We start from the raw sequence: 20,894 nt of genomic DNA on the forward strand, positions 1-20,894 counted from the left end.
GATATTCCTGCGACGGTATGGACGATCGGCGGAGGCAGGCGCGTTGCTAAGATCTTCGGATGCTCTCGTACGACGACCCGGTGCCCGACGGCGTCGAACGGGTGCTGATCGCCGGAGTGACCGGGTCGGGGAAGACCACGTTCGCCGCGCGTCTGGCGACGGCGTGGGGACTGCGTCACGTCGAGATCGATGCGCTGTTCCACGGGCCGGATTGGACGCCGAGGCCGGAGTTCCTCGATGACGTGCGCGCCTTCGCCGCCGAGGAGCGCTGGGTCACCGAGTGGCAGTACACGAGCAAAGGCACGGACGAGGTCCTTGCTCCGCGCGCCGAGCTGCTGATCTGGCTCGACTATCCGTGGTCGCTCGTGCGCAGGCGACTGCTGCGTCGGACGATGAGGCGCCGCATCCTGCGCACCCGGCTCTGGAACGGGAACGTCGAGCCGGCGATCTGGACCCGCGGCGCCTGGACCGGCGAGAACGACATCCTGCGCTGGCAGACGAACACGCGCTACAAGTGGGACGAGCGGATGCCGGGGATCGCCGAACGCTTCCCGCATCTGACGATCGTGCGATTGCGGCATCCGCGGGAGGCGGAAGCCTGGTTGGCATCACGTCGGGGGCCGACCCACCAGAAGTAGGACGGTCTCGGCGGATCGGTCCGACATCTGGCGCGTCAGCCCCCGAACTGCGGACATCGGCGCGCTTCGGCCAGCGCGCTAACCCGAGGCATCCGGCGCGTCCACCGCACCGCCGAAGCGGCGGTCGCGCGAGACGTAGACGCCGATCGCCCGCCACAGCTCCTCGCGCGAGAAGTCCGGCCACAGCGTGTCGAGGAAGACCATCTCGGCGTAGGCCGACTGCCACAAGAGAAAGTTCGACGTGCGCTGCTCCCCCGAGCTGCGCAGGAACAGGTCGACGTCCGGCATGTCCGGAACGTACAGATGGCGGCGGATCGTCTTCTCGCTGATCGCCGACGCCTTCACCCGTCCGGCGGCGACGTCGGCGGCGATCTCGCGCATGGCGTCCACGAGCTCCACGCGTCCGCCGTAGTTGACGCACATCGTCAGGGTCAGCACGTCGTTGCCGCGCGTCAGCTGCTCGGCGTACTGCAGCTCCTTGATCACGGAACCCCACAGGCGCGGCTTCCGACCGGCCCAGCGGACGCGCACGCCCCATTCGTTGAGCTGATCCCTACGACGGTGCAGGACGTCACGGTTGTAGCCCATCAGGAAGCGGACCTCCTCGGGCGAGCGGGCCCAGTTCTCGGTCGAGAACGCGTAGACGGAGAGATGCTTCACACCGGCCTGGATCGCTCCGGCGACGACGTCGAGCAGCACCTCCTCGCCCGCCTTGTGCCCCTCGATGCGGTTGAGACCCCGGCGATTGGCCCAGCGGCCGTTGCCGTCCATGACGATCGCGACGTGCTCGGGGACCTTCGCGAAGACCGGCGGGTGCTTCCCGGTCCAGTCCAGCGGGCGGTACGCGACCGCATCCTTGTGCGTGTACGGCTTCGGACTCACCGTGCTCCTTCCGAAGGCGTCGAGCTGACGTGGGCGAGCGAGCGGATTCCGCGCTCGAGATGCCATTGGGCATAGGCCGCGATGACGCCCGACGCGGCAGCGCCGTCGGCAGCGGGGGCGGCGTCGATGACGTCCCACTCCCCCGCCAGAAGCGCCCGCAGCAGACGAAGCGTGGAATCGGCGATGCGGGGGCTTCCCGCCGGCGCGCAATCGACGCAGATCGTGCCGCCCAGCTGCGCCACGAACGAGGAGTGCGGTCCCGGCTTCGCGCATCGGGCGCAGTCCGACAGCGACGGCGCCCAGCCGGACAGCGCCATCACGCGCAGCAGGTACGAGTCCAGGATGCTGCGGGGCTGGTGCTCGCCCCGGGACAGGGCGCGCAGCCCGCCGACGAGCAGGAGGTACTGATCGGGGGTCGCCTCGGCGTCGCTCAGCCGGTCCGCTGTCTCGACCATGGCGCTCGCCGAGGTGAACCGGTCGTAGTGGACCGCGATGTCGGCGCCGTAGTGGCCGAGGGATTCCGCCTGCTGCACGATGTCGAGCGAGCGTCCCTCGTAGAGCTGGACGTCGGCGACCATGAACGGCTCGAGCCGTGCTCCGAACTTCGACGACGTGCGCCGCACGCCTTTCGCGACCGCCCGGATCTTGCCATGCCGACGGGACAGCATGGTGACGATGCGATCCGCCTCCCCGAGCTTGTGGGTGCGCAGGATCACCGCTTCGTCTCGATAGGTGGGCACTGTCCGATTATCCTCCGCTCACGCGAGAATGGATGCGTGACCGAACCGCTCTTCACCATTCCGCTCTGGGCCGATCTGCTCGGCGTAGGGCTCGGCGGCATCCAGGGAGCCATGTTCGCCTCGGGCTTCCAGGGACAGCGGCGGCTCGACCTGCTCGGGGTCACGATCATCGGCATCCTCATCGGGATGGGCGGCGGACTCATCCGCGATCTGCTGCTGGGGCAGCCCCCGGCGACGCTCCAGAACAACTGGTATCTGGTCACCGCCGCCGGGGCCGCCATCATCGGCATGCTCTTGGCAGGCCTGCTGAGCCGGGCGAACGCGGTCATCGTGGGTCTCGACGCCGTGGTCATCGGCATGTTCGGTGCTTTTGGCACGAGCAAGGCACTGGGGCTGGGGGTTCCCCCGGTGCCCGCGGTCTTCATCGGGGTGTGCGCCGCCGTCGGCGGCAGCATCCTGCGTGACGTGATCATGGGCCTGCCGGTCGCGATCATGCACGTCGGCTCGCTGTACGCGGTCGCCGCGGGCGTCGGATGCACCGTGATCGTCGTCCTGCACGCCCTCGGTGTCGGCATCGTCACGGCCGGCGTGATCGGGATCGTCGTCACGGCGATCATCCGCGTGCTCGCGGTGATCTTCGATCTCTCGCTGCCGGAGCAGCGCCGTCTCTACCGTCGCAAGGTGGCGGCGGAGACCGGCACGATCCCGATCGTCAAACCCTGACGCCCGTCACACCGCCGCGAGTTCGGACACCGACTCCCGCGCGCGGATCGAACGGTTCACGGCCGACACGATCGCCTTGAGGGATGCGGTGGAGATGTCGCCGTCGATGCCGACGCCCCACAGGCGATCGCCCTCGACCTGCAGCTCGACGTACGCGGCCGCCTGCGCGTCGCCGCCCGTCGACAGCGTGTGCTCGACGTAGTCGTACAGCGAGATGTCGAACCCGCGCGCCCGGATGATCTCGAGGAATGCGGCGATCGGGCCGTTCCCGTGCCCGATCTCGTCGCTGGCCGCCTCGCCGTCGCGCAGTCGCACGCTGAGCTCGACGTCGCCGGTCATCTCGCTCGCGGTCCGCGTCGCGAGCAGCTCGAACCGGCCCCACTTGTCGGCGACGTCGGCCGACGGAAGGTACTCGTCGCTGAAGATCGACCAGATCGCGTCGCTGGTGACCTCACCGCCCTCGGCATCCGTCTTGGCCTGCACGACGCCCGAGAACTCGATCTGCAGCTTGCGCGGCAGGTCCAGGGAGTGATCCGCCTTGAGGAGGTAGGCGACGCCGCCCTTTCCGGACTGGGAGTTCACCCGGATCACGGCCTCGTAGGAACGGCCCAGGTCCTTGGGGTCGACGGGCAGATAGGGCACGGCCCATTCGATCTCGTCGACGGAGACGCCCTGCTCCGCGGCCTTCGCGGCCATGGCCTCGAAGCCCTTCTTGATGGCGTCCTGGTGCGAACCGCTGAACGCCGTGAAGACCAGGTCTCCGGCCCACGGGCTGCGCTCGGGCACGGGCAGCTGGTTGCAGTACTCGACGGTGCGCTTGACCTGGTCGATGTCGCTGAAGTCGATCTGCGGGTCGATCCCCTGGGTGAACAGGTTGATCCCCAGCGCCACGAGGTCGACGTTGCCGGTGCGCTCGCCGTTGCCGAAAAGGCATCCCTCGATGCGGTCGGCACCGGCCATGTATCCGAGCTCGGCCGCGGCCACCGCCGTGCCGCGGTCGTTGTGCGGGTGCAGCGACAGGATGACGTTCTCCCGCTGCGCGAGGTGACGGTTCATCCACTCGATGGAGTCGGCGTACACGTTGGGCGTCGCCATCTCGACCGTGGCGGGCAGGTTGATGATCACCTTGCGCTCGGGCGTGGGCTGGAGCACCTCGATGACGGCGTTGCAGACGTCGACGGCGTACTCGAGCTCGGTGCCGGTGTAGCTCTCCGGGGAGTACTCGTAGTAGACCTGCGTCTCGGGGATGCGCTTCTCGAACTCGCGGCACAGGCGCGCGCCCTCGAGAGCGATCTGCTTGACACCCTCGCGGTCGGAGCGGAAGACGACCTCGCGCTGGAGCACGCTCGTCGAGTTGTAGAAGTGCACGATGGCCTGCTTCGCACCGGCGATCGCCTCGTAGGTGCGCTCGATGAGGTGCTCACGGCACTGCGTCAGGACCTGGATCGTGACGTCGTCCGGGATCAGGTCCTCTTCGATCAGCTGACGGACGAAGTCGAAGTCCGTCTGGCTGGCCGAGGGGAACCCGACCTCGATCTCCTTGTAACCCATGTTCACGAGCAGCTCGAACATGATGCGCTTGCGCTCGGGGGACATCGGGTCGATCAGCGCCTGGTTGCCGTCGCGGAGATCGACGGCGCACCAGCGCGGTGCGCGGGTGATGCGGGCGTCCGGCCAGGTCCGGTCCGGGAGATCGACCCGGATCTGCTCGTGGAACGGCCGGTACTTGTGGACCGGCATCGAGGTGGAGCGCTGAGTGTTCTGCATGATGGGCTTCTTCTCTTCGTCGATGTGATCGGGCCAACACAAGCGCCGCGACGAGGAAGGCCCTAGCTTCAGGACTCGTCGCGGCAGCTAAGAAGAAGCAGACCGCCGAAAGGCATGCTGCCATGGTAGCAGGGCGGTATGCCTGCCACGACCGTTCAGGAGACGCACGTGATGCGGCTCACCGAGCCGTACACGTTCTTCCAGCCTCCGGCATATGCGGTGGCGCGTACCGTCGTGCCGTACTTGGCCTGCGCGTAGCCGCTGGAACGCGCATCCGCGATCGAGCGGACCGTGAACGTGCCCACTGGGAACGAGGTGTTGCAGGTCCCCCAGCTCAGCTTCGAGCCGTTCGTGCCCGAGAGCGAGAACGCGCAGACCTTGCCGCTCGCGCAGGCGCCGACCGATGACAGCGCCGTCACAGACGAGCGCTCCGCGAGACCGCTCGGTCGCGCAGGCTCGACCGTCATCTCCATGTCGAGCTCCGGCCACACGGCGTTGTACGCATCCAGGACCACCCCGCCGGGGACGGCTTCGAGCATGGCGGCGATCTGGGGGTCCGGTTCGATCCTGTCGTCGGCAGCTGCCGCCATCGGCGCGGCGACGGCGCCGGCCATGAGCAGCGCGGCGCCAACGAGGACGGTCGTGATCGATCGCTTCATCGGGAAATCCTCCAGTGTCAGAACCACAGGTTGTACATGACGACAGCGCCCTCCGGGATGATGCCGTCCTTCGCGCCCTGTTCGGACTCGACCCCCACGATCCGTCCCGTCTCCGTGCTGATCAGGACGGTCTCCTCCGTCCCGTCGCCCGAATCCGGCACGTTCAGAGCGTACACCGGTCGTCCCAGGCGGTCGGTGCTCGCCCCGAGCCCGCGCACGCCGTCCTCGTCTCGGAGCATCTCCAGCATCGCCGCGTGCTGCGCGTCGGTCAGCGTCCACTGGTCGAGCGCCGTGACCATCGCGCCGACGAGCTCGGACGCGTTCGGGTCCTCCGGCATCCCGTACGCCGTGAGCATGTCCCGGACCCCGGTCTCGTCGTCACCCGGCGGTGCGACCACAGGAGTGTTGAACTCCCCCGGCGCCATCTCGAGGTCGACGAGCACCTCTTCGCCGCGCACGATCTCAGCGGAGTCGTCCGGCGCGCCATCCGGCCAGTAGGGCTCGGCGCCGACGATCAACAGGCTCCCGGACAGGTCCTCGTTCCACGTCAGCGTCGAGATCTGCGGGGTCACCGCCATCTGCTGTTCGTCGACGTCCACCGACAGCGCCCAGATCGCGGACTCGACCTCGCGCTGCGGAAGATCCGGGCCCGTGCCTTCGGCGAGGAGGGCACGTGATCGCTCGATGATCTGCTGGGTGCTTCCCGCGTCCGTGAACGTCAGCGGCTGCGGGGTCACGGCGACGGCCTGGCCCGCAGGCGTCACCAGCCCGAAGACGACCACGCCCGCAGCGACTGCGGCGGCCGCCGCGGACGCCCACGCCACGCGAACCGGACGCCGCGTGACCGCACGCTCCGGCTTCACCGCACCCGAGATGATGCGTTCGCGCATGCGCAGCGCCGCGGCGTCGGGTTCAGCGCCCTGCGGCGTCCTCGCCGGGTTCGCCTCGATCAGCAGACGCGTCAGCGCGTCGTCGTCCAGCACCGTCACCACTGCGATCCACCCTCCAGTGCATCACGCAGCTTCTCTCGCGCCCGTCGCAACGTGGCACGTACCGCCCCCGGTCTGCTGCGCATGACCTCTGCGGCCTCCCCCGTCGAGAGACCGTCCCAATACGTCAAGACGACGACCCTGCGCTCGCGCTCGTTCAGCCGCGCCATCGCCTGGAGGACGTCCCGCCGATCGAGAGTACTCGCTTCGGCGGGATTGGTCACGACATTCTTGTGGACGGCATCCAGCACGGGCTCCCGGAGCCCGCCGCGGCGCCGTCGATCGCGCAGCACGCCCTCGGCGATCCGCAGCAACCAGGTCAGTCCGCCGGGCCGCGCAGGACGCAGACGTTCCCAGGCGATCTGGAAGACCTGCGCCACGACCTCGTACACCTCGGCATCCACGTCGAGATAGCACTCGACGTGGCGGGTGACGGGCAGCCAGTAGCGGGAGAAGAGCGGGTCGAAGACGCGCCGTTTCTCCGCTTGACGCTGCTCCGACCGGGTGTTCAGAATCCCAGTCGTCCCAGCTGTTTCGGATCGCGCTGCCACTCCTTCGCGACCTTCACGTGCAGTCCGAGGAAGATCCTGGTCCCCAGGAGCTCCTCGATCCCGGCGCGTGCTCTGGCCCCGACGTCCTTGAGTCGTGAGCCCTTGCGCCCGATGATGATGGCCTTCTGGCTGTCGCGCTCCACGACGATCTGCGCGTGCACGTCAGTGAGATCGCCGCTCTCGCGCTCGGAGATGTCGTCGACGACCACGGCGATCGAATGCGGCAGTTCGTCGCGGACCCCCTCCAGGGCGGCCTCGCGGATGATCTCGGCGATGCGGTCCTCGACGGACTCGTCGGTCGTGACACCTTCGGGATACAGCGCCGGGCCCTTCGGCATCAGCAGCAGGATCTCGTCGGCGAGCACGTCGAGCTGCTCGCGTGTGAAGGCGGACAGCGGGATGACGGCCGCCCAGTCCTCGCGCAGCGCGTCGACCTCCATGAGGCGCTCCGTGATCTCGTCGCGCGTCGCGGCATCCGTCTTGGTGACGATCGCGATCTTCTGCGCCCGCGGGTACCCGTCCAGCCAGGCGGCGATGCGCCGGTCGCCAGGGCCGACCTTCTCGGTGGCCGGCACGCAGAACCCGATCACATCGACGTCGCCGAGAACCTGCTCGACCAGGTCGTTGAGGCGCTCTCCGAGAAGGGTGCGCGGCTTGTGGATCCCCGGGGTGTCCACGATCACGAGCTGGCCGTCCGGTCGGTTCAGGATGCCGCGGATCGCGCGTCGCGTGGTCTGGGGCTTCTCGCTGGTGATGGCGATCTTCTCGCCCACGAGTGCGTTGGTGAGCGTGGACTTTCCGACGTTCGGGCGTCCGACGAAGGTGGCGAAACCGCTGCGGGACGTGTCAGTCATCGTCTTCTCCTTGCTCCGATTCCTCAGCGCGCTCCACGAACACCGTCGCGATCCCGCGCCCGCGGCCTCGGGAGGCGCCGCCGGTCAGGACCAGGCCTTTCAGCACCGCCGTCGCGCCCGGCTGCGGGATCTGCCCGAGCGCCTTGCCGAGCAGACCGCCGATCGAGTCGACGTCCTCGTCTTCGAGTTCGAGGCCGAACAGATCGCCGACGTCCTCGAGAGGAAGCCGGGCGCTCACACGATACCCTCCGTCGCCGAGCGCCACGACCTCGGCGGGGCCGTGATCGTATTCGTCGGCGATCTCTCCGACCAGCTCCTCGATGAGATCCTCGAGCGTCACGAGACCCGAGATGCCGCCGTGCTCGTCGATCACGATGCACACATGCACCGCGTCGCGCTTCATCTGCTGCAGCAGCGTCTCGGCGCGCATCGACTCCGGCACGAACGTCGCCGGACGTGCGATCGGCCGCACCGGGACACCGCGCCAGGCGTTCTCGTCGCGGTAGGCGAACTGCACCAGGTCCTTCAGGTACAGCACTCCGACGACGTCGTCCGCCTCGTCGTCCACCACGGGCATGCGTGAGACGCCGCGGCGGAGGAACAGCTCCATGGCGTCGCTCGTGGTCGCCGACGCGTCCACGGCCAGCATCTCGGTGCGGGGCACCATGACCGCGCGGACGAACTGGTCGGTGAAGTCGAACACGGAGTGGATCAGGTCCCGGTCGTCCTCCTCGATGAGGTCATTGGAGGCCGCTTCGTCGACCATGCTCAGCAGCTGGTCCTCGCTCGTGAACGAGCTGCGGCCGGTCCCCGGCGTCACGCGGTTGCCGAGCACGACGAGACCCTGCGCGAGCGGGCCCAGGATGAGGCGCAGGAAGCGCACGACGGGTGCGCATGCGCGCAGCAGCCCCGGAGCGCGATGACGTCCGACAGAGCGGGGGCTCGCGCCCACGAGGACGAAGGTGATCCCCGTCATGAGGACGGCGGCCGCGAGCATCGCCCACCAGATGTTGTCGAACAGCATCATGAAGGCGACGGTCACGAGCACCGCCGCGGTCGTCTCGGCGAGGACGCGGATGAACGCGACGGCGTTGGCATGCACGTCGGGGTCGGCAGCGATCCTGCGCAGCTCGGGCGCATTGCGTCCCTCGACGCCGAGTTCCTCGAGGTCGGAGCGACTCGTCACGCCGAACGCCGCATCGATCGCGGACATGAGGCCGCCGAAGGCCACCAGCAGGACGGCGGCGATCAGCAGCAGGGTCTCGGTCATCGGGCGCGTTCGGCGCGGCCGAAACCGGCGATCAGCTCCTTCTGCAGCCCGAACATCTCACGCTCCTCATCGGGTTCCGCGTGGTCGAATCCGAGAAGGTGCAGCAGGCCGTGGGTGGTGAGCAGGATCAGCTCGTCCATCAGCGTGTGACCCGCAGCCTGCGCCTGGGTCTCCGCCACCTGCGGGCAGAGCACGATGTCGCCGAGCAGTCCGGGCGGGGTCGGCCGGTCCTCGGTGCCGGGGCGCAGCTCGTCCATCGGGAAGCTCAGGACGTCGGTGGGGCCGGGTTCATCCATCCACTGCACGTGCAGGGCTTCCATCGCTCCCTCGTCGACGAGGACGATGGCGACCTCGGCGTCCGGGCTGACGTGCAGCTGCGCGAGGTTGAAGTCGGTCAGCCTCTGCAGCACGGTCTCGTCGACGTCGATGGCGGATTCGTTGTTGATCTCGATCATGACAATCCTCGCTCGATCAGGACAATCCTCGCCTGGGCATCCGATCACGAGGACCGGGACGCATACCCGCCCGACGCTCGGCGCGGTTGGCGAACTCGTGCGCCTGGTCCCGCTCGACCTTGGCCGCGGTCCGCTGCTCGTCGTACTCGCTGTAGGCGTCGACGATGCGCCCGACCAGCGAGTGCCGTACCACGTCGTCGCTCGTGAGCCGCGAGAAGTGGATGTCGTCGATGTCCTTCAGCACCCGCGTGACCAGGCGGAGGCCGGAGGCCCCCTGCGGGAGGTCGACCTGGGTGATGTCGCCCGTGACGACCATCTTGGTCCCGAAGCCCAGGCGGGTCAGGAACATCTTCATCTGCTCCGGCGTGGTGTTCTGCGCCTCGTCGAGCACGACGAACGAGTCGTTCAGTGTGCGTCCGCGCATATAGGCCAGCGGCGCGACCTCGATCGTCCCCGTGGCCATGAGGCGCGGGACGATCTCGGGGTCCATCATCTCGTTGAGCGCGTCGTACAGCGGGCGCAGATACGGGTCGATCTTGTCGGTGAGCGTCCCGGGCAGGAATCCCAGGCGCTCCCCCGCCTCCACCGCCGGACGGGTCAGGATGATGCGGGTGACCTCCTTGCGCTGCAGCGCCTGGACGGCCTTGGCCATCGCGAGGTAGGTCTTGCCGGTGCCGGCGGGGCCGATTCCGAACACGATCGTGTTCTCCTCGATCGCGTCGACGTACTCCTTCTGGCCGAGCGTCTTGGGGCGGATCACCTTGCCGCGAGTGGACAGGATGGCCTCGCCGAGGACCTCGCTCGGGCGCGGACCGCCCTCCTGGCGCAGCATCCGCGCCGAGCTGGTGACGTCGCTGGGCGCGAGATCGTGACCTTCTCTGGTCATCGTGAGCAGTTCCTCCACGAGGGTCTTGGCCGCGGCGACGCGCGCAGGGTCGCCGGACAGGGTGATCTCATTTCCGCGCACGAGCACCTGCACGTCCGGATGCTCCTTCTCGAGCATCCGGAGCAGACGGTCCTGCGGACCGAGCAGCTGCACCATGGCGACGCCGTCCGCGTAGATGCGCTCGGTGGCGCCGGTGTGATCGTCAGAGGCCAACGAGGTCGCCCTCTTCGAGATCGCCGAGCACATGAGCGTGCACGTGGAAGACGGACTGGCCTGCGCGGGCGCCGTTGTTGAAGATCAGTCGGTATTCGCCATCGGAGTGCTCGTCGGCGAGCCGCTTCGCCACAGCGACCATCTCGGCCAGCAGCCCAGGGTCCCCAGCCGCGAGTTCGGTCACGTCGCGGTACTGCTCGGTCTTGGGGATCACCAGGGCGTGCAGCGGCGCCTGCGGATTGATGTCGCGGATCGCGAACACCCGCTCGGTGTCGAGCAGGATCTCGCCGGGGATGTCCCCGGTGAGAATGCGCGTGAAGATCGAGGGCGACGTCATGTCTCCAGTCTATCCACGGTGCCGTCTCGGGGTCGGCGACCCTGTCGCCGGCTACCAGCGCCCGAGCGCGGCCGACAGGACGGCGATGGCCGCAGGACCTGCGGTCGAGGTGCGCAGCACGGTGTCGCCGAGACGCACGCGCTCGGCTCCGGCTTCGTCGAGCCGTTCGAGCTCCTCGGCGGCGATCCCGCCCTCCGGCCCGACGACCAGCACGAGATCGCGCCCGTCGGGCTCCACGGCCGACAACCGGCGCTCCGCAGCCGGATCGAGCACGAGCACCCGCTGGTCCTGCGCGCGCCGGGTCAACTGAGCCGTGGAGGTCACCGCGGCGACGTCGGGGATCCATGCCCGGTGCGCCTGCTTCGCCGCCTCGCGCACGATCGACGCCCAGCGCTCTCGGCCTTTGACGGCCTTCTGCCCCTCCCAGCGGGAGACGCTGCGCGCCGCCTGCCAGGGGACGATCTCGTCGACACCGAGTTCGCACGACGCCTGCACGGCCAGTTCGTCGCGGTCGCCCTTCGCCAGAGCCTGCACCAGGACCAGGCGAGGCGCGGGTGCATCGACGACATCACGCCGCCTCACTTCGACGTCCACCCGCGTCGCCGCGACATCGACGGCCCTGCCCTCGAGCCAGACACCCGCCCCGTCGCCGATCGTGATCGTCTCGCCGACGCGGACGCGCCGCACCACCGCGGCGTGCTTCGCCTCAGCACCGGTGAGCGAGACGACATCCCCCGCGACGGCGTCCGTCGCGGACTCGACGACGAAGTGCAGCGCCATCGGTCAGTGCCCGCGGAAGCGGTCGCGCAGCTTCGAGAACAGTCCCTGCTGGAACTGCGCCAGTTGCGGCGCCGGCGCCTTGGCCTTCTTGGCGAAGTCCTCGATCAGTCGACGCTGGGCGGAATCGAGCTTAGTCGGCGTCAGCACCTGCACGCCGACCCGGAGGTCTCCGCGCTGCGTGCCCCGCAGCGGGGTGATCCCGCGACCCTTGATCGTCAGGACGTCCCCGGACTGCACACCAGGGCGGATCTCCAGCTCGACCGGACCGTCGAGGCCCTCGATGGTCGTCTCCGTGCCGAGAATCGCGTCGGTCATCGCGACCTCGAGCGTCGCCAGCAGGTCGTCGCCCTCCCGGCTGAACGTGGGATGGGTGGCGACGGTGACCTCGACGTACAGGTCGCCGTTCGGACCGCCCGCGCGGCCGACCTCGCCCGAGCCGGGAAGCTGCAGCCGCAGCCCCGTCTCGACACCGGCCGGGATGTCGAGCGACACGGTGCGACGCGAGCGCACACGGCCCTGACCCGCGCACGTCGCGCACGGGTACGGGATCGTCGTGCCGTACCCCTCGCACGTGCCGCAGGGCTGCGAGGTGACGACGTTGCCGAGCAGGCTGCGCACCTGGCGCTGCACATGCCCGGTTCCGCCGCAGATGTCGCAGGTGACGGGAGACGTGCCCTCCTGGCAGCACGAGCCCTGGCACGTCTCGCACAGCACCGCGGTGTCGACCTCGATGTCCCGGTGGACGCCGAAGACGACATCGCCGAGATCGAGCGTCACGCGCACGAGTGCGTCCTGTCCGCGCTCGCGGCGCGACCGCGGGCGGGCGCCGCGCCCGCCGCCCGCGGCGCCGAAGAACGTCTCGAAGATGTCGCCGAAGCCGCCGAACCCGCCGCCGAAACCGCCGTTCTCGTCGCCGCCCATGTCATAGCGTCGACGCGAATCCTCGTCGCTGAGCACGTCATAGGCGTGCGTCACGAGCTTGAAGCGCTCAGCCGCGTCCTCACCAGGATTCACATCCGGGTGCAGCTGACGCGCCAGGCGCCGATAGGCCTTCTTGATCTCATCCTGGGACGCGTCTCGCGCCACCCCGAGGACCTCGTAGTGGTCCGCCACAGTCACCTCTCGTCTTCGTCCAGCAGCCGGGACAGGTAGCGGGCCACCGCCCGCGCCGCCGCCAGATTGCTCGGGTAGTCCATCCGGGTGGGGCCCATCACGCCGACCCGCGCCATGCCGCCCGGGGCGGCGTAGTTGCTCGCGACGATCGACGCCTCACCCAGCCCGAACGGCTCGTTCTCGGTGCCGATGCTGGCCGCCAGGCCCTGCTCGTCGGTCACCATCTCACTCATCAGCCGCAGCAGCGTCACCTGCTCCTCGATGGCCTCGAGAAGCGGATGGATGCTGCCGCGGAAGTCCTGCTCCCGCCGCGCCAGGGTCGCGGCTCCGGCCATGACGAGCTTCTCCTGACGGAACTCGTCCAGCTCCTCCGCGATGGCGCCCGCCAGAACGCGCTGCGCGACGTCCGAGCGCCCGGATCTGCCGGGTTCCGCGAGGGCTCCGACGAGCTCCCGCGCTTCGCTCACGGCGCGCCCCGTGATCGTCGCGGACAGCCGCGCGCGCAGCACCGCGACGTCGGCCTCGTCGAGATCCACCGGCAGCACCGCGATCCGCTGCGACACGCCTCCCGCGTCCGTGACGAGCACGACGAGCAGCCGGTTGGGTGCGAGGGCCACGAGCTCGAGATGCGTGAGGTGGGCGCGCGCGAAGGAGGGATACTGCGCGAGGGCGACCTGGCCGGTGAGCTGCGTGAGCACGCGGACCGTGCGCGCCATGAGGTCGTCGAGGTCGGCAGGGTCGGCGAGGAAGGTCTCGATCGCGCTGCGCTGCGCGGTCGAGAGCGGACGCAGCTGCGCCAGGTGATTGACGAAGACCCGGTAGCCCTTGTCCGTGGGCACGCGACCGGACGAGGTGTGCGGAGCTGTGATGAGCTCCTCGTCCTCGAGCAGCGCCATGTCGTTGCGGATCGTCGCGGCGGAGACCCCGAACGAGTAGCGGTCCACGATCGACTTGCTGCCGACGGGCTCGTGGGTCGCGACGTAGTCCTGCACGATGGCTCGCAGGACCTGGAGTCCGCGCTCGGTGACCATGTCCGCTCTCCCTCCCGCTGGCACTCGATGCTTCCGAGTGCCAATTCTACCCGCCGACGGGCTCCGCGCGTCCACGGCGCGCGTGAGGCGCCCCCGTACGATGAGGGAGCATGGGCCAGGAACCGCGCGTCTCGATCTCCACCGGCGTCCTGCGGGGCACGACCGCGGACGGCATCCGGCGCTTCCTCGGCATCCCCTACGCGGCACCGCCGTTCGGGGAGAACCGGTTCCGCAAGCCGCAGCCGCCGGCTCCGTGGGACGGTGTGCGCGACGCGACGGCGTTCGGTCCGACGGCGCCCCAGCTCCCCTATCCGGGCGCGATCGGCGAGCTCCTCGGTTCGGTCCGCATCCCCGGCGAGGACATCCTCACCGTCAACGTGTGGGCGCCGGAGGGCGCCGACGGCGCGCCCGTCGTGCTGTGGATCCACGGCGGCGCCCTGGAGCGCGGGACCGCCGCCCTGCCGGCTTACGACGGCACGTCCTTCGCGCGGGCCGGGATCGTCTTCGCGTCCATCGGCTACCGCCTGGGGTCCGAGGGGTTCTCGGTACTGGACGGCGCCCCGCGCAATCTCGGCCTTCGCGACGCGGCCGCAGGGCTGGAATGGGTGCACCGCGAGATCCCCGCGTTCGGCGGCGACCCGCACCGGATCACCGTGATGGGCGAATCCGCGGGAGGCGGCCTCACCGCCGCCCTGCTCGCGAGAGACGACTCCCGCGCGCTGATCGCCCGCGCCATCATCCAGTCCGGTCCTCTCGAGGCGCAGCCGGAGGCGAAGGCCGCCCGCGTCACGACGCAGCTCGCGAAGCGCCTGGACGTGCCCGCTGAACGCAGCGCGTTCGCCGCACTCCCTCCGGACGAGCTGCTTCAGGCGCGGAGGGCCCAGGCCACCGGAAGCTCGCCCCTGGGCGGAGCTCCGGGATTTCAGCTCGCGATCGACCCGGATTCCCTTCCGCGATCGCCGCACGAGGCGCTGCGCTCCCTCACGACGCCGCTGCTGATCGGCACCAACACCGACGAGTACCGGCTCTGGTTCCCGCCCGAAGCGCTGGCGGGGATCAGCCGCGCGAAACTGTTCGCCGCGCGCCTCGCGCTGCGCATCCCCGGTCGCGCGGAGCGCGCGTACCGCGCGGCCTGGCCCGGTGCCGGCACGGGCGAGATCTTCGGCCAGCTCGCCACCGACGTCATGCTGCGCGCCCCGGCCACACGGGTCGCAGCGGACAAGCCCTCTCCGACCTTCGTCTACGAGTTCGCGTGGCAGAGCCCGGTCCGCGACCTGCGCGCCGCGCACGCGCTCGAGCTCGGCTTCGTGTTCGACACGCTGGCGGATGCCGAGTCGCAGCGCCTCGCGGGACCGGATGCTCCGCAGCTGCTCGCCGAGAGGATGAACGCCGACTGGGTGCGGTTCATCTCCACCGGGGACCCCGGATGGCCCGCCTTCGACGCGCGGCGCATCACGCGGGTGTACGACGAGCAGGTGGAGGATCTGCCGCAGCGCCGGACGAGGGGATTGGATCTGCTCCCCTGACGATCGGCCCCCGGCGGCGCTCAGTCGGTCAGTGCGCGCACCACGGCATCCGCCAGCAATCGACCCTGCAGGGTCAGCTGCACGCGGCCCCGGATCGCCGCGGCTGGCTCCACGAGCCCGTCGGCGATGAGCTCGGCGACACGCGTGCGATTCGCTTCGGGCAGGTCGTCCACCGGGATGCCTTCACGGATGCGGCTGAGCAGCAGCACGCGCTCCAGCATCCGCGACGACTCGTCCGGACGCTCCGTGCCCGCCGCCGGCGACTCCGCGGCGGCGAGCCGCTGCGCATACGCCGCCGGATGCTTGACGTTCCACCACCGCAGGCCCGCGATGTGACTGTGCGCCCCTGGACCGAAGCCCCACCAGTCCGTTCCGCGCCAGTAGGCCAGGTTGTGCCGCGACCGCTGGTCCGCCGTGCGCGACCAGTTGCTCACCTCGTACCAGTCGAAGCCGGCATCGGCGAGGCGGGTGTCCGCGAGCTCGTACATGTCCGCCTGAAGATCGTCCGACGGCGCGGGGACCTCGCCTCGACGGATCTGCCTCGCCAGCTTCGTGCCGTCCTCGATGATGAGCGCGTAGGCGGAGACGTGGTCGGGATCCAGCGCGAGCGCCGCGTCCAGAGACGCCTCCCAGTCGGCCAGCGACTCCCCCGGCGCGCCGTAGATGAGATCGACGCTGACCGCGAGCCCGGCGTCGCGAGCGGCCGAGACCGCCGTGCGCACGTTGTCCGGATCGTGCGTGCGGTCAAGGGCTGCCAGCACATGCGGCACGGCGGACTGCATGCCGATGGACAGCCGCGTGATGCCTGCCGAGGCGAGCGTGCGCGCCACCTCCGGAGTGACCGTGTCGGGATTCGCCTCGACCGTCACCTCGGCACCGTCCCGCAGGCCGAAGGCCTCAGTGGCGGCGCCGAGCATGCGCGCCAGATCGCCGGCCGGAAGCAGCGTCGGCGTCCCGCCGCCGAAGAACACGGTGTCCATCGGACGCAGCGCTCCGGCATCCGAGAGCACGCGGCGGGCGAGGTCGATCTCGCCGATCAGCGTGGCCGCGTAGTCCTCCTGCTTCGCACCCCGCAGCTCCCCGGACGTGTAGGTGTTGAAGTCGCAGTAGCCGCAGCGCACCCGGCAGAACGGGATGTGCAGGTACGCCGAGAACGGGACGGACGGATCGATCGGCAGGTCCGCGGGCAGGCGCCCGTCCACCGGGGCGGGATCCCCGATCGGAAGCGGTCCGGCCATCAGAGCGGCGTCGCGTACAGCGGCGAGATCGCGCGCAGGTAGCGGGCGAACAGCTCGCGACGGCGCCGCTTGACCAGCGCGGGCAGCGTCCGGTACAGGACGGCGTTCGGGGCGTCGAACGCCCGCACCGTGAACCACACCTCGTCGTTGTCCTCGCGCCACTCGATGTCGAACGACTCTTCGCCGCTGACGACCGAGCCGCCGACCGTCCCGAGCACGAAGCCGATCCGACGCGCCTCTTCGGTGACGGAGATGACGCGCAGTTCGGCATCTGCGCGCATGCCCCCGACGCGACCGCGCAGATGAAGGGTCATGCCCGCCCCCGCGTACGGCAGCCCCTCGGAGTCGAAGCGCTGCTCGACCTCGCGCTTGCTGGGCGCGATCGCGTTGCCCTCGGCATCGAAGCTGACCCCGGCATACGACGGACCCGATGCGGGGCGCACATCCTCGACCGAGAGGCCTGCGGCGCGCTGGGCAGTCCAGGAGAGCAGGGAGTCGCCCGCTGTGCGGAAACGCTCCGCCCCGCTGCCGATGCGCCAGGCGTCCTCAGCCGGGATGCTGCGCTCCGGCGGATACTGCATGAGGTCGGGCGCGTGCGTCGCCCCCACGGCCGCATAGTCCACCGTGTCGTCTCGGAAGGTACCGCGCCGCATGGGGTCCAGCCTACCCATCCTGCCTGAGAGGGCCCTGGCGACCCACGCAGTCGCGGACGATCCGGATGTACCGGCGGTGCGTCGCGAGCTGCAGCATCCGCAGGGCGGGCGTCAGCATCCACCAGATCGCTGTCGCAGGACGGGACAGCGATCGGGCGATGAAGAGGCCGTCCTCTCCGAGGCGGAAGGACTCCTCGCCGTGCAGCGGGTGCCCTGGTCTCGTCTCATAGCCGAATCCGGTCGGATCCGCCCAGACGATGCGGATCGGCTCGACGAAGCGGATGCCGAGGATCCGCGTCGCGAGGGTACCCTCTACCCCCGGTTCCGGCGCGCCGGAAGGCGTCTCGAAGCCCGCGCGGCGTTTGAACTCCCACCCGCCGATGAGGTCGAGGACTCTCGCTCGCGCCGAGACCGGAACGCGCACGGAGCGCTCCTCGACGCGGTACCCGGACGGCGCAGCAGGAACGGATTCCCGGGTGATGCCTCGCGAGTACGGCGGGTGCGGCATCCGCTACTTCTTGTCCTTGCCCTCGACGTCCCCGCTCAGGGCGGCGATGAACGCCTCCTGCGGGACCTCGACGCGGCCGACCATCTTCATGCGCTTCTTGCCCTCCTTCTGCTTCTCGAGCAGCTTGCGCTTGCGCGTGATGTCACCGCCGTAGCACTTGGCGAGCACGTCCTTGCGGATCGCGCGGATGGTCTCGCGCGCGATGATGCGCGCCCCGATCGCGGCCTGGATCGGCACCTCGAACTGCTGACGCGGGATGAGCTTGCGCAGCCGCTCGGCCATCATCGTGCCGTAGGCGTACGCCTTGTCGCGGTGCACGATCGAGCTGAACGCGTCGACCTTCTCGCCCTGCAGGAGGATGTCGACCTTCACGAGGTCCGCCTCCTGCTGGCCAGACGGCTCGTAGTCCAGCGAGGCATAGCCCTGCGTCTTCGACTTCAGCTGGTCGAAGAAGTCGAAGACGATCTCACCGAGCGGCATGTTGTAGCGCAGCTCGACGCGCTCCTCGGAGAAGTACTCCATCCCGAGCAGCGACCCGCGGCGGGACTGGCAGAGCTCCATCACGGTGCCGACGTAGTCCTTCGGCAGCAGAATCGCGGCCTTCACCATCGGCTCCGAGACCGAGCCGATGCGCCCGTCCGGGTATTCGCTCGGGTTGGTCACGATGACGGTCTCGCCGGTGTCGCTGGTGAGCACCTCGTAGATGACGCTGGGCGCAGTCGTGATCAGGTCGAGGCCGAACTCCCGCGAGAGCCGCTCGGTGATGATCTCCAGGTGCAGCAGCCCGAGGAATCCGCAGCGGAAGCCGAAGCCGAGGGCGACGGAGGTCTCCGGCTCGTACTGCAGCGAGGCATCCGACAGCTTCAGTTTGTCCAGCGCCTCGCGCAGTTCCGCGTAATCGCTGCCGTCGATCGGATAGATGCCCGAGAACACCATGGGCTTCGGGTCCGTGTAGCCGGCGAGCGGTTCGGACGCCGGCTTGCGCGCCGTCGTGACCGTGTCGCCGACCTTGGACTGGCGGACGTCCTTCACCCCGGTGATGAGATAGCCCACTTCGCCGACGCCGAGCCCCTTGGACGGGATCGGCTCGGGGCTGGATACGCCGATCTCCAGCAGCTCGTGATGCGCGCCCGTCGACATCATCTGGATCCGCTCACGCGGGCTCAGCTTGCCGTCGACCATCCGGACGTACGTGACGACGCCGCGGTAGGCGTCGTAGACCGAGTCGAAGATCATGGCCCTGGCGGGGGCCTCGGCATCCCCGACCGGAGCGGGGATCTCCTGCACGAGCCGGTCGAGCAGGTCCTCGACGCCCGCACCCGTCTTGCCGGAGACCCGCAGCACGTCGTCCGGGTCTCCGCCGATCAGTGAGGCGAGCTCCTTCGCGTACTTGTCGGGGTCGGCGGCGGGAAGGTCGATCTTGTTCAGGACCGGGATGATGTGGAGGTCGTTCTCCAGCGCCAGGTACAGATTGGCGAGCGTCTGCGCCTCGATGCCCTGCGCGGCGTCGACGAGCAGGATCGCCCCCTCGCAGGCGGCCAGCGACCGGGACACCTCATAGGTGAAGTCCACGTGGCCGGGGGTGTCGATCATGTTCAGCGCGAAGGTCTCCGACCCCAGCTGCCACGGCATCCGCACGGCCTGGCTCTTGATCGTGATGCCGCGCTCGCGCTCGATGTCCATGCGGTCCAGGTACTGGGCGCGCATGTCGCGCTCGGCGACGACTCCGGTGATCTGGAGCATCCGGTCGGCGAGCGTCGACTTGCCGTGATCGATGTGGGCGATGATGCAGAAGTTCCGGATCTGCGCGGGCGGCGTCGCGGCAGGCGAGAGCGGAGTGAGAGCGCGTGGTGACATGTCTCGACGATTCTACGGTCAGGAGCCCCTAATCCCCGATTCCCCGAAACCAGTGATAGTCTCGCGAAGTTGCCCTGTTCGTCTCAGTGACACTGAGTCCCACGGGCGATACGACTCCGTAACAGACCTCGTGGCGGTGTTGCATCGCGCAAGACTGCGGATGGTGCTTGAATATCATCCCGACCCAGCGTTGCGTCGGAAGATCCCGCGCGCGGCTGTAATAGAGAAAGACTCGACACCTTGATCAAGTATCTCCTGCGCCGAATCCTGGGCTGGCTGCTCATGATCGTGGTCGCGACCAACCTGACCTATTTCCTGGCCTGGGCGTACCTCGATCCGCGAAGCAACTACGTCGGGCGGCGTCCACCGGCGACGGAGGAGCAGATCTACAACTCGCTCTATCCGCGCAACCTCAGCGACGAGATGCCGCTGTACGAGCGCTGGTGGAACTGGTTCTCGGGCATCATCTTCCGCTGGGACTGGGGCGAGAGCCCGGTCGGGCAGTCCGTCAACGGTCAGCTGTCCTACCGCGTCTGGGTCAGCGGGCAGCTCGTGCTCGGCGCGATCCTCATCATGACGATCCTGGGCATCGCCCTCGGCGTCTACACCGCGTCCCGCCAGTACAAGCTCGCCGACCGAATCGGACAGGCGACCTCGATCATCACCCTGAACATCCCCGTCGTCGTCGCGGCGCTCGCTCTCGTGCTGCTGGCGATCAGCTTCAACCGCTGGGTCGGCACGACGGTGTTCTACGTCACCGGCTCCTCATCATCGGGGGTGACCGGGTTCTTCCCGGTGATCATAGACAGCTTGCAACACATGATCCTGCCGGTCACGGCGCTCGTGATCACCGGCTACGCCTCGATCCACTTCCTGCAGCGCTCCCTTCTGCTCGACAACATCAAGGCCGACTACGTCCGCACCGCGCGCGCCAAGGGCCTCACGAAGGCGCAGGCCGTCCGCAAGCACGCGCTGCGCACCTCGCTGATCCCCGTGACCACGCAGGTCGCGTTCATGATCCCCGCGGCATTCACCGGCGCGATCCTGACGGAGTCGATCTTCGCGTGGAAGGGCATGGGGCAGTACTTCATGCAGACGCTGTCCACCAACGACATCCACGGCACCGTGGCGATCGCCGCCTTCGGAGCCCTGATGACGGCCATCGGCGCCATGCTCGCCGACATCGCCGTCGTGATCCTCGATCCTCGAGTGCGGGTGAGCTGA

22 protein-coding genes are annotated in these 20,894 nt (G+C 69.0%); 4 read left to right on the forward strand and 18 right to left on the reverse strand.

The window, feature by feature from the left end; all coding sequences use genetic code 11:
* The first annotated feature begins 59 nt into the window (after positions 1 to 59).
* Positions 60 to 638, forward strand: coding sequence for an AAA family ATPase (locus tag KYX17_RS05265; RefSeq protein WP_243225827.1), 579 nt, complete (start codon positions 60 to 62; stop codon positions 636 to 638).
* Between the two features lie 78 nt (positions 639 to 716).
* On the opposite strand, the gene KYX17_RS05270 is transcribed toward KYX17_RS05265, so the two are convergent.
* Together KYX17_RS05270 and recO are read right to left on the reverse strand one after the other, a co-directional pair.
* On the reverse strand, positions 717 to 1,520 hold the full coding sequence (locus KYX17_RS05270) for an isoprenyl transferase (protein ID WP_243225829.1): 804 nt from the start codon (positions 1,518 to 1,520) through the stop codon (positions 717 to 719).
* On the reverse strand, positions 1,517 to 2,260 hold the full coding sequence (gene recO, locus KYX17_RS05275) for a DNA repair protein RecO (RefSeq protein ID WP_243225830.1): 744 nt from the start codon (positions 2,258 to 2,260) through the stop codon (positions 1,517 to 1,519). The genes KYX17_RS05270 and recO overlap by 4 nt, the downstream gene beginning before the upstream one ends.
* Positions 2,261 to 2,296: 36 nt before the next feature.
* On the opposite strand from recO, the gene KYX17_RS05280 reads away from it, so the two are divergent.
* Positions 2,297 to 2,983, forward strand: a complete 687-nt coding sequence (locus tag KYX17_RS05280) for a trimeric intracellular cation channel family protein (RefSeq protein WP_243225831.1) — start codon at positions 2,297 to 2,299, stop codon at positions 2,981 to 2,983.
* Between the two features lie 6 nt (positions 2,984 to 2,989).
* On the opposite strand, the gene leuA is transcribed toward KYX17_RS05280, so the two are convergent.
* The 12 genes from leuA to hrcA form a co-directional block, all read right to left on the reverse strand.
* Positions 2,990 to 4,750, reverse strand: coding sequence for a 2-isopropylmalate synthase (gene leuA, locus KYX17_RS05285; RefSeq protein ID WP_243225832.1), 1,761 nt, complete (start codon positions 4,748 to 4,750; stop codon positions 2,990 to 2,992).
* Positions 4,751 to 4,905: 155 nt separating this feature from the next.
* On the reverse strand, positions 4,906 to 5,409 hold the full coding sequence (locus tag KYX17_RS05290; RefSeq protein WP_243225833.1) for a hypothetical protein: 504 nt from the start codon (positions 5,407 to 5,409) through the stop codon (positions 4,906 to 4,908).
* A gap of 17 nt (positions 5,410 to 5,426) precedes the next feature.
* Positions 5,427 to 6,398, reverse strand: a complete 972-nt coding sequence (locus KYX17_RS05295; RefSeq protein ID WP_243225834.1) for a hypothetical protein — start codon at positions 6,396 to 6,398, stop codon at positions 5,427 to 5,429.
* Positions 6,395 to 6,949 (reverse strand): sigma-70 family RNA polymerase sigma factor, encoded by a 555-nt coding sequence (locus tag KYX17_RS05300; RefSeq protein WP_308220838.1) that lies wholly within the window; start codon positions 6,947 to 6,949, stop codon positions 6,395 to 6,397. The genes KYX17_RS05295 and KYX17_RS05300 overlap by 4 nt, the downstream gene beginning before the upstream one ends.
* Positions 6,907 to 7,803 carry a GTPase Era gene (gene era / locus KYX17_RS05305; protein WP_243225836.1) on the reverse strand — a complete coding sequence of 299 codons (897 nt, stop codon included), beginning with the start codon at positions 7,801 to 7,803 and terminating at the stop codon, positions 6,907 to 6,909. Before era ends, KYX17_RS05300 begins: the two co-directional genes overlap by 43 nt.
* Complete coding sequence (locus KYX17_RS05310; protein ID WP_243225837.1) at positions 7,796 to 9,073, reverse strand: hemolysin family protein; 1,278 nt, start codon at positions 9,071 to 9,073, stop codon at positions 7,796 to 7,798. The genes era and KYX17_RS05310 overlap by 8 nt, the downstream gene beginning before the upstream one ends.
* Positions 9,070 to 9,528: an rRNA maturation RNase YbeY gene (ybeY, locus tag KYX17_RS05315; RefSeq protein ID WP_243225839.1), complete on the reverse strand. Its 459-nt coding sequence runs from the start codon at positions 9,526 to 9,528 to the stop codon at positions 9,070 to 9,072. Before ybeY ends, KYX17_RS05310 begins: the two co-directional genes overlap by 4 nt.
* 16 nt (positions 9,529 to 9,544) lie before the next feature.
* A complete protein-coding gene (locus tag KYX17_RS05320; RefSeq protein ID WP_243226189.1) occupies positions 9,545 to 10,570 on the reverse strand; it encodes a PhoH family protein in 1,026 nt (341 codons plus the stop codon).
* Positions 10,571 to 10,616: 46 nt separating this feature from the next.
* Positions 10,617 to 10,964, reverse strand: coding sequence for an HIT domain-containing protein (locus KYX17_RS05325; protein WP_243225841.1), 348 nt, complete (start codon positions 10,962 to 10,964; stop codon positions 10,617 to 10,619).
* 51 nt (positions 10,965 to 11,015) lie between these two features.
* On the reverse strand, positions 11,016 to 11,744 hold the full coding sequence (locus KYX17_RS05330) for a 16S rRNA (uracil(1498)-N(3))-methyltransferase (RefSeq protein ID WP_243225842.1): 729 nt from the start codon (positions 11,742 to 11,744) through the stop codon (positions 11,016 to 11,018).
* A gap of 3 nt (positions 11,745 to 11,747) precedes the next feature.
* Entirely contained in the window at positions 11,748 to 12,857 is a 1,110-nt protein-coding gene (gene dnaJ, locus KYX17_RS05335; protein WP_243226190.1) for a molecular chaperone DnaJ, read from the reverse strand.
* 2 nt (positions 12,858 to 12,859) lie between these two features.
* Positions 12,860 to 13,888 (reverse strand): heat-inducible transcriptional repressor HrcA, encoded by a 1,029-nt coding sequence (hrcA, locus tag KYX17_RS05340; RefSeq protein ID WP_243225844.1) that lies wholly within the window; start codon positions 13,886 to 13,888, stop codon positions 12,860 to 12,862.
* 110 nt (positions 13,889 to 13,998) lie between these two features.
* Here hrcA and KYX17_RS05345 point away from each other — a divergent pair, with 110 nt between their 5' ends.
* Entirely contained in the window at positions 13,999 to 15,414 is a 1,416-nt protein-coding gene (locus KYX17_RS05345) for a carboxylesterase/lipase family protein (RefSeq protein WP_243225845.1), read from the forward strand.
* Positions 15,415 to 15,434: 20 nt separating this feature from the next.
* On the opposite strand, the gene hemW is transcribed toward KYX17_RS05345, so the two are convergent.
* Genes hemW through lepA form a run of 4 tightly spaced genes read right to left on the reverse strand, consistent with a single transcriptional unit; the run spans position 15,435 to position 19,670 of the window.
* Complete coding sequence (gene hemW / locus KYX17_RS05350; RefSeq protein ID WP_243225846.1) at positions 15,435 to 16,652, reverse strand: radical SAM family heme chaperone HemW; 1,218 nt, start codon at positions 16,650 to 16,652, stop codon at positions 15,435 to 15,437.
* Positions 16,652 to 17,305, reverse strand: coding sequence for a DUF1990 family protein (locus KYX17_RS05355; protein ID WP_243225847.1), 654 nt, complete (start codon positions 17,303 to 17,305; stop codon positions 16,652 to 16,654). Before KYX17_RS05355 ends, hemW begins: the two co-directional genes overlap by 1 nt.
* 10 nt (positions 17,306 to 17,315) lie before the next feature.
* Positions 17,316 to 17,813 (reverse strand): DUF1990 family protein, encoded by a 498-nt coding sequence (locus tag KYX17_RS05360; protein ID WP_243225848.1) that lies wholly within the window; start codon positions 17,811 to 17,813, stop codon positions 17,316 to 17,318.
* Between the two features lie 3 nt (positions 17,814 to 17,816).
* A complete protein-coding gene (lepA, locus tag KYX17_RS05365; protein WP_243225849.1) occupies positions 17,817 to 19,670 on the reverse strand; it encodes a translation elongation factor 4 in 1,854 nt (617 codons plus the stop codon).
* A 240-nt stretch (positions 19,671 to 19,910) separates the two neighbouring features.
* Between lepA and KYX17_RS05370 the strand changes: the two genes are divergently transcribed.
* Entirely contained in the window at positions 19,911 to 20,894 is a 984-nt protein-coding gene (locus KYX17_RS05370; RefSeq protein WP_243225850.1) for an ABC transporter permease, read from the forward strand.

This window comes from Microbacterium sp. CIAB417 (assembly GCF_022788845.1).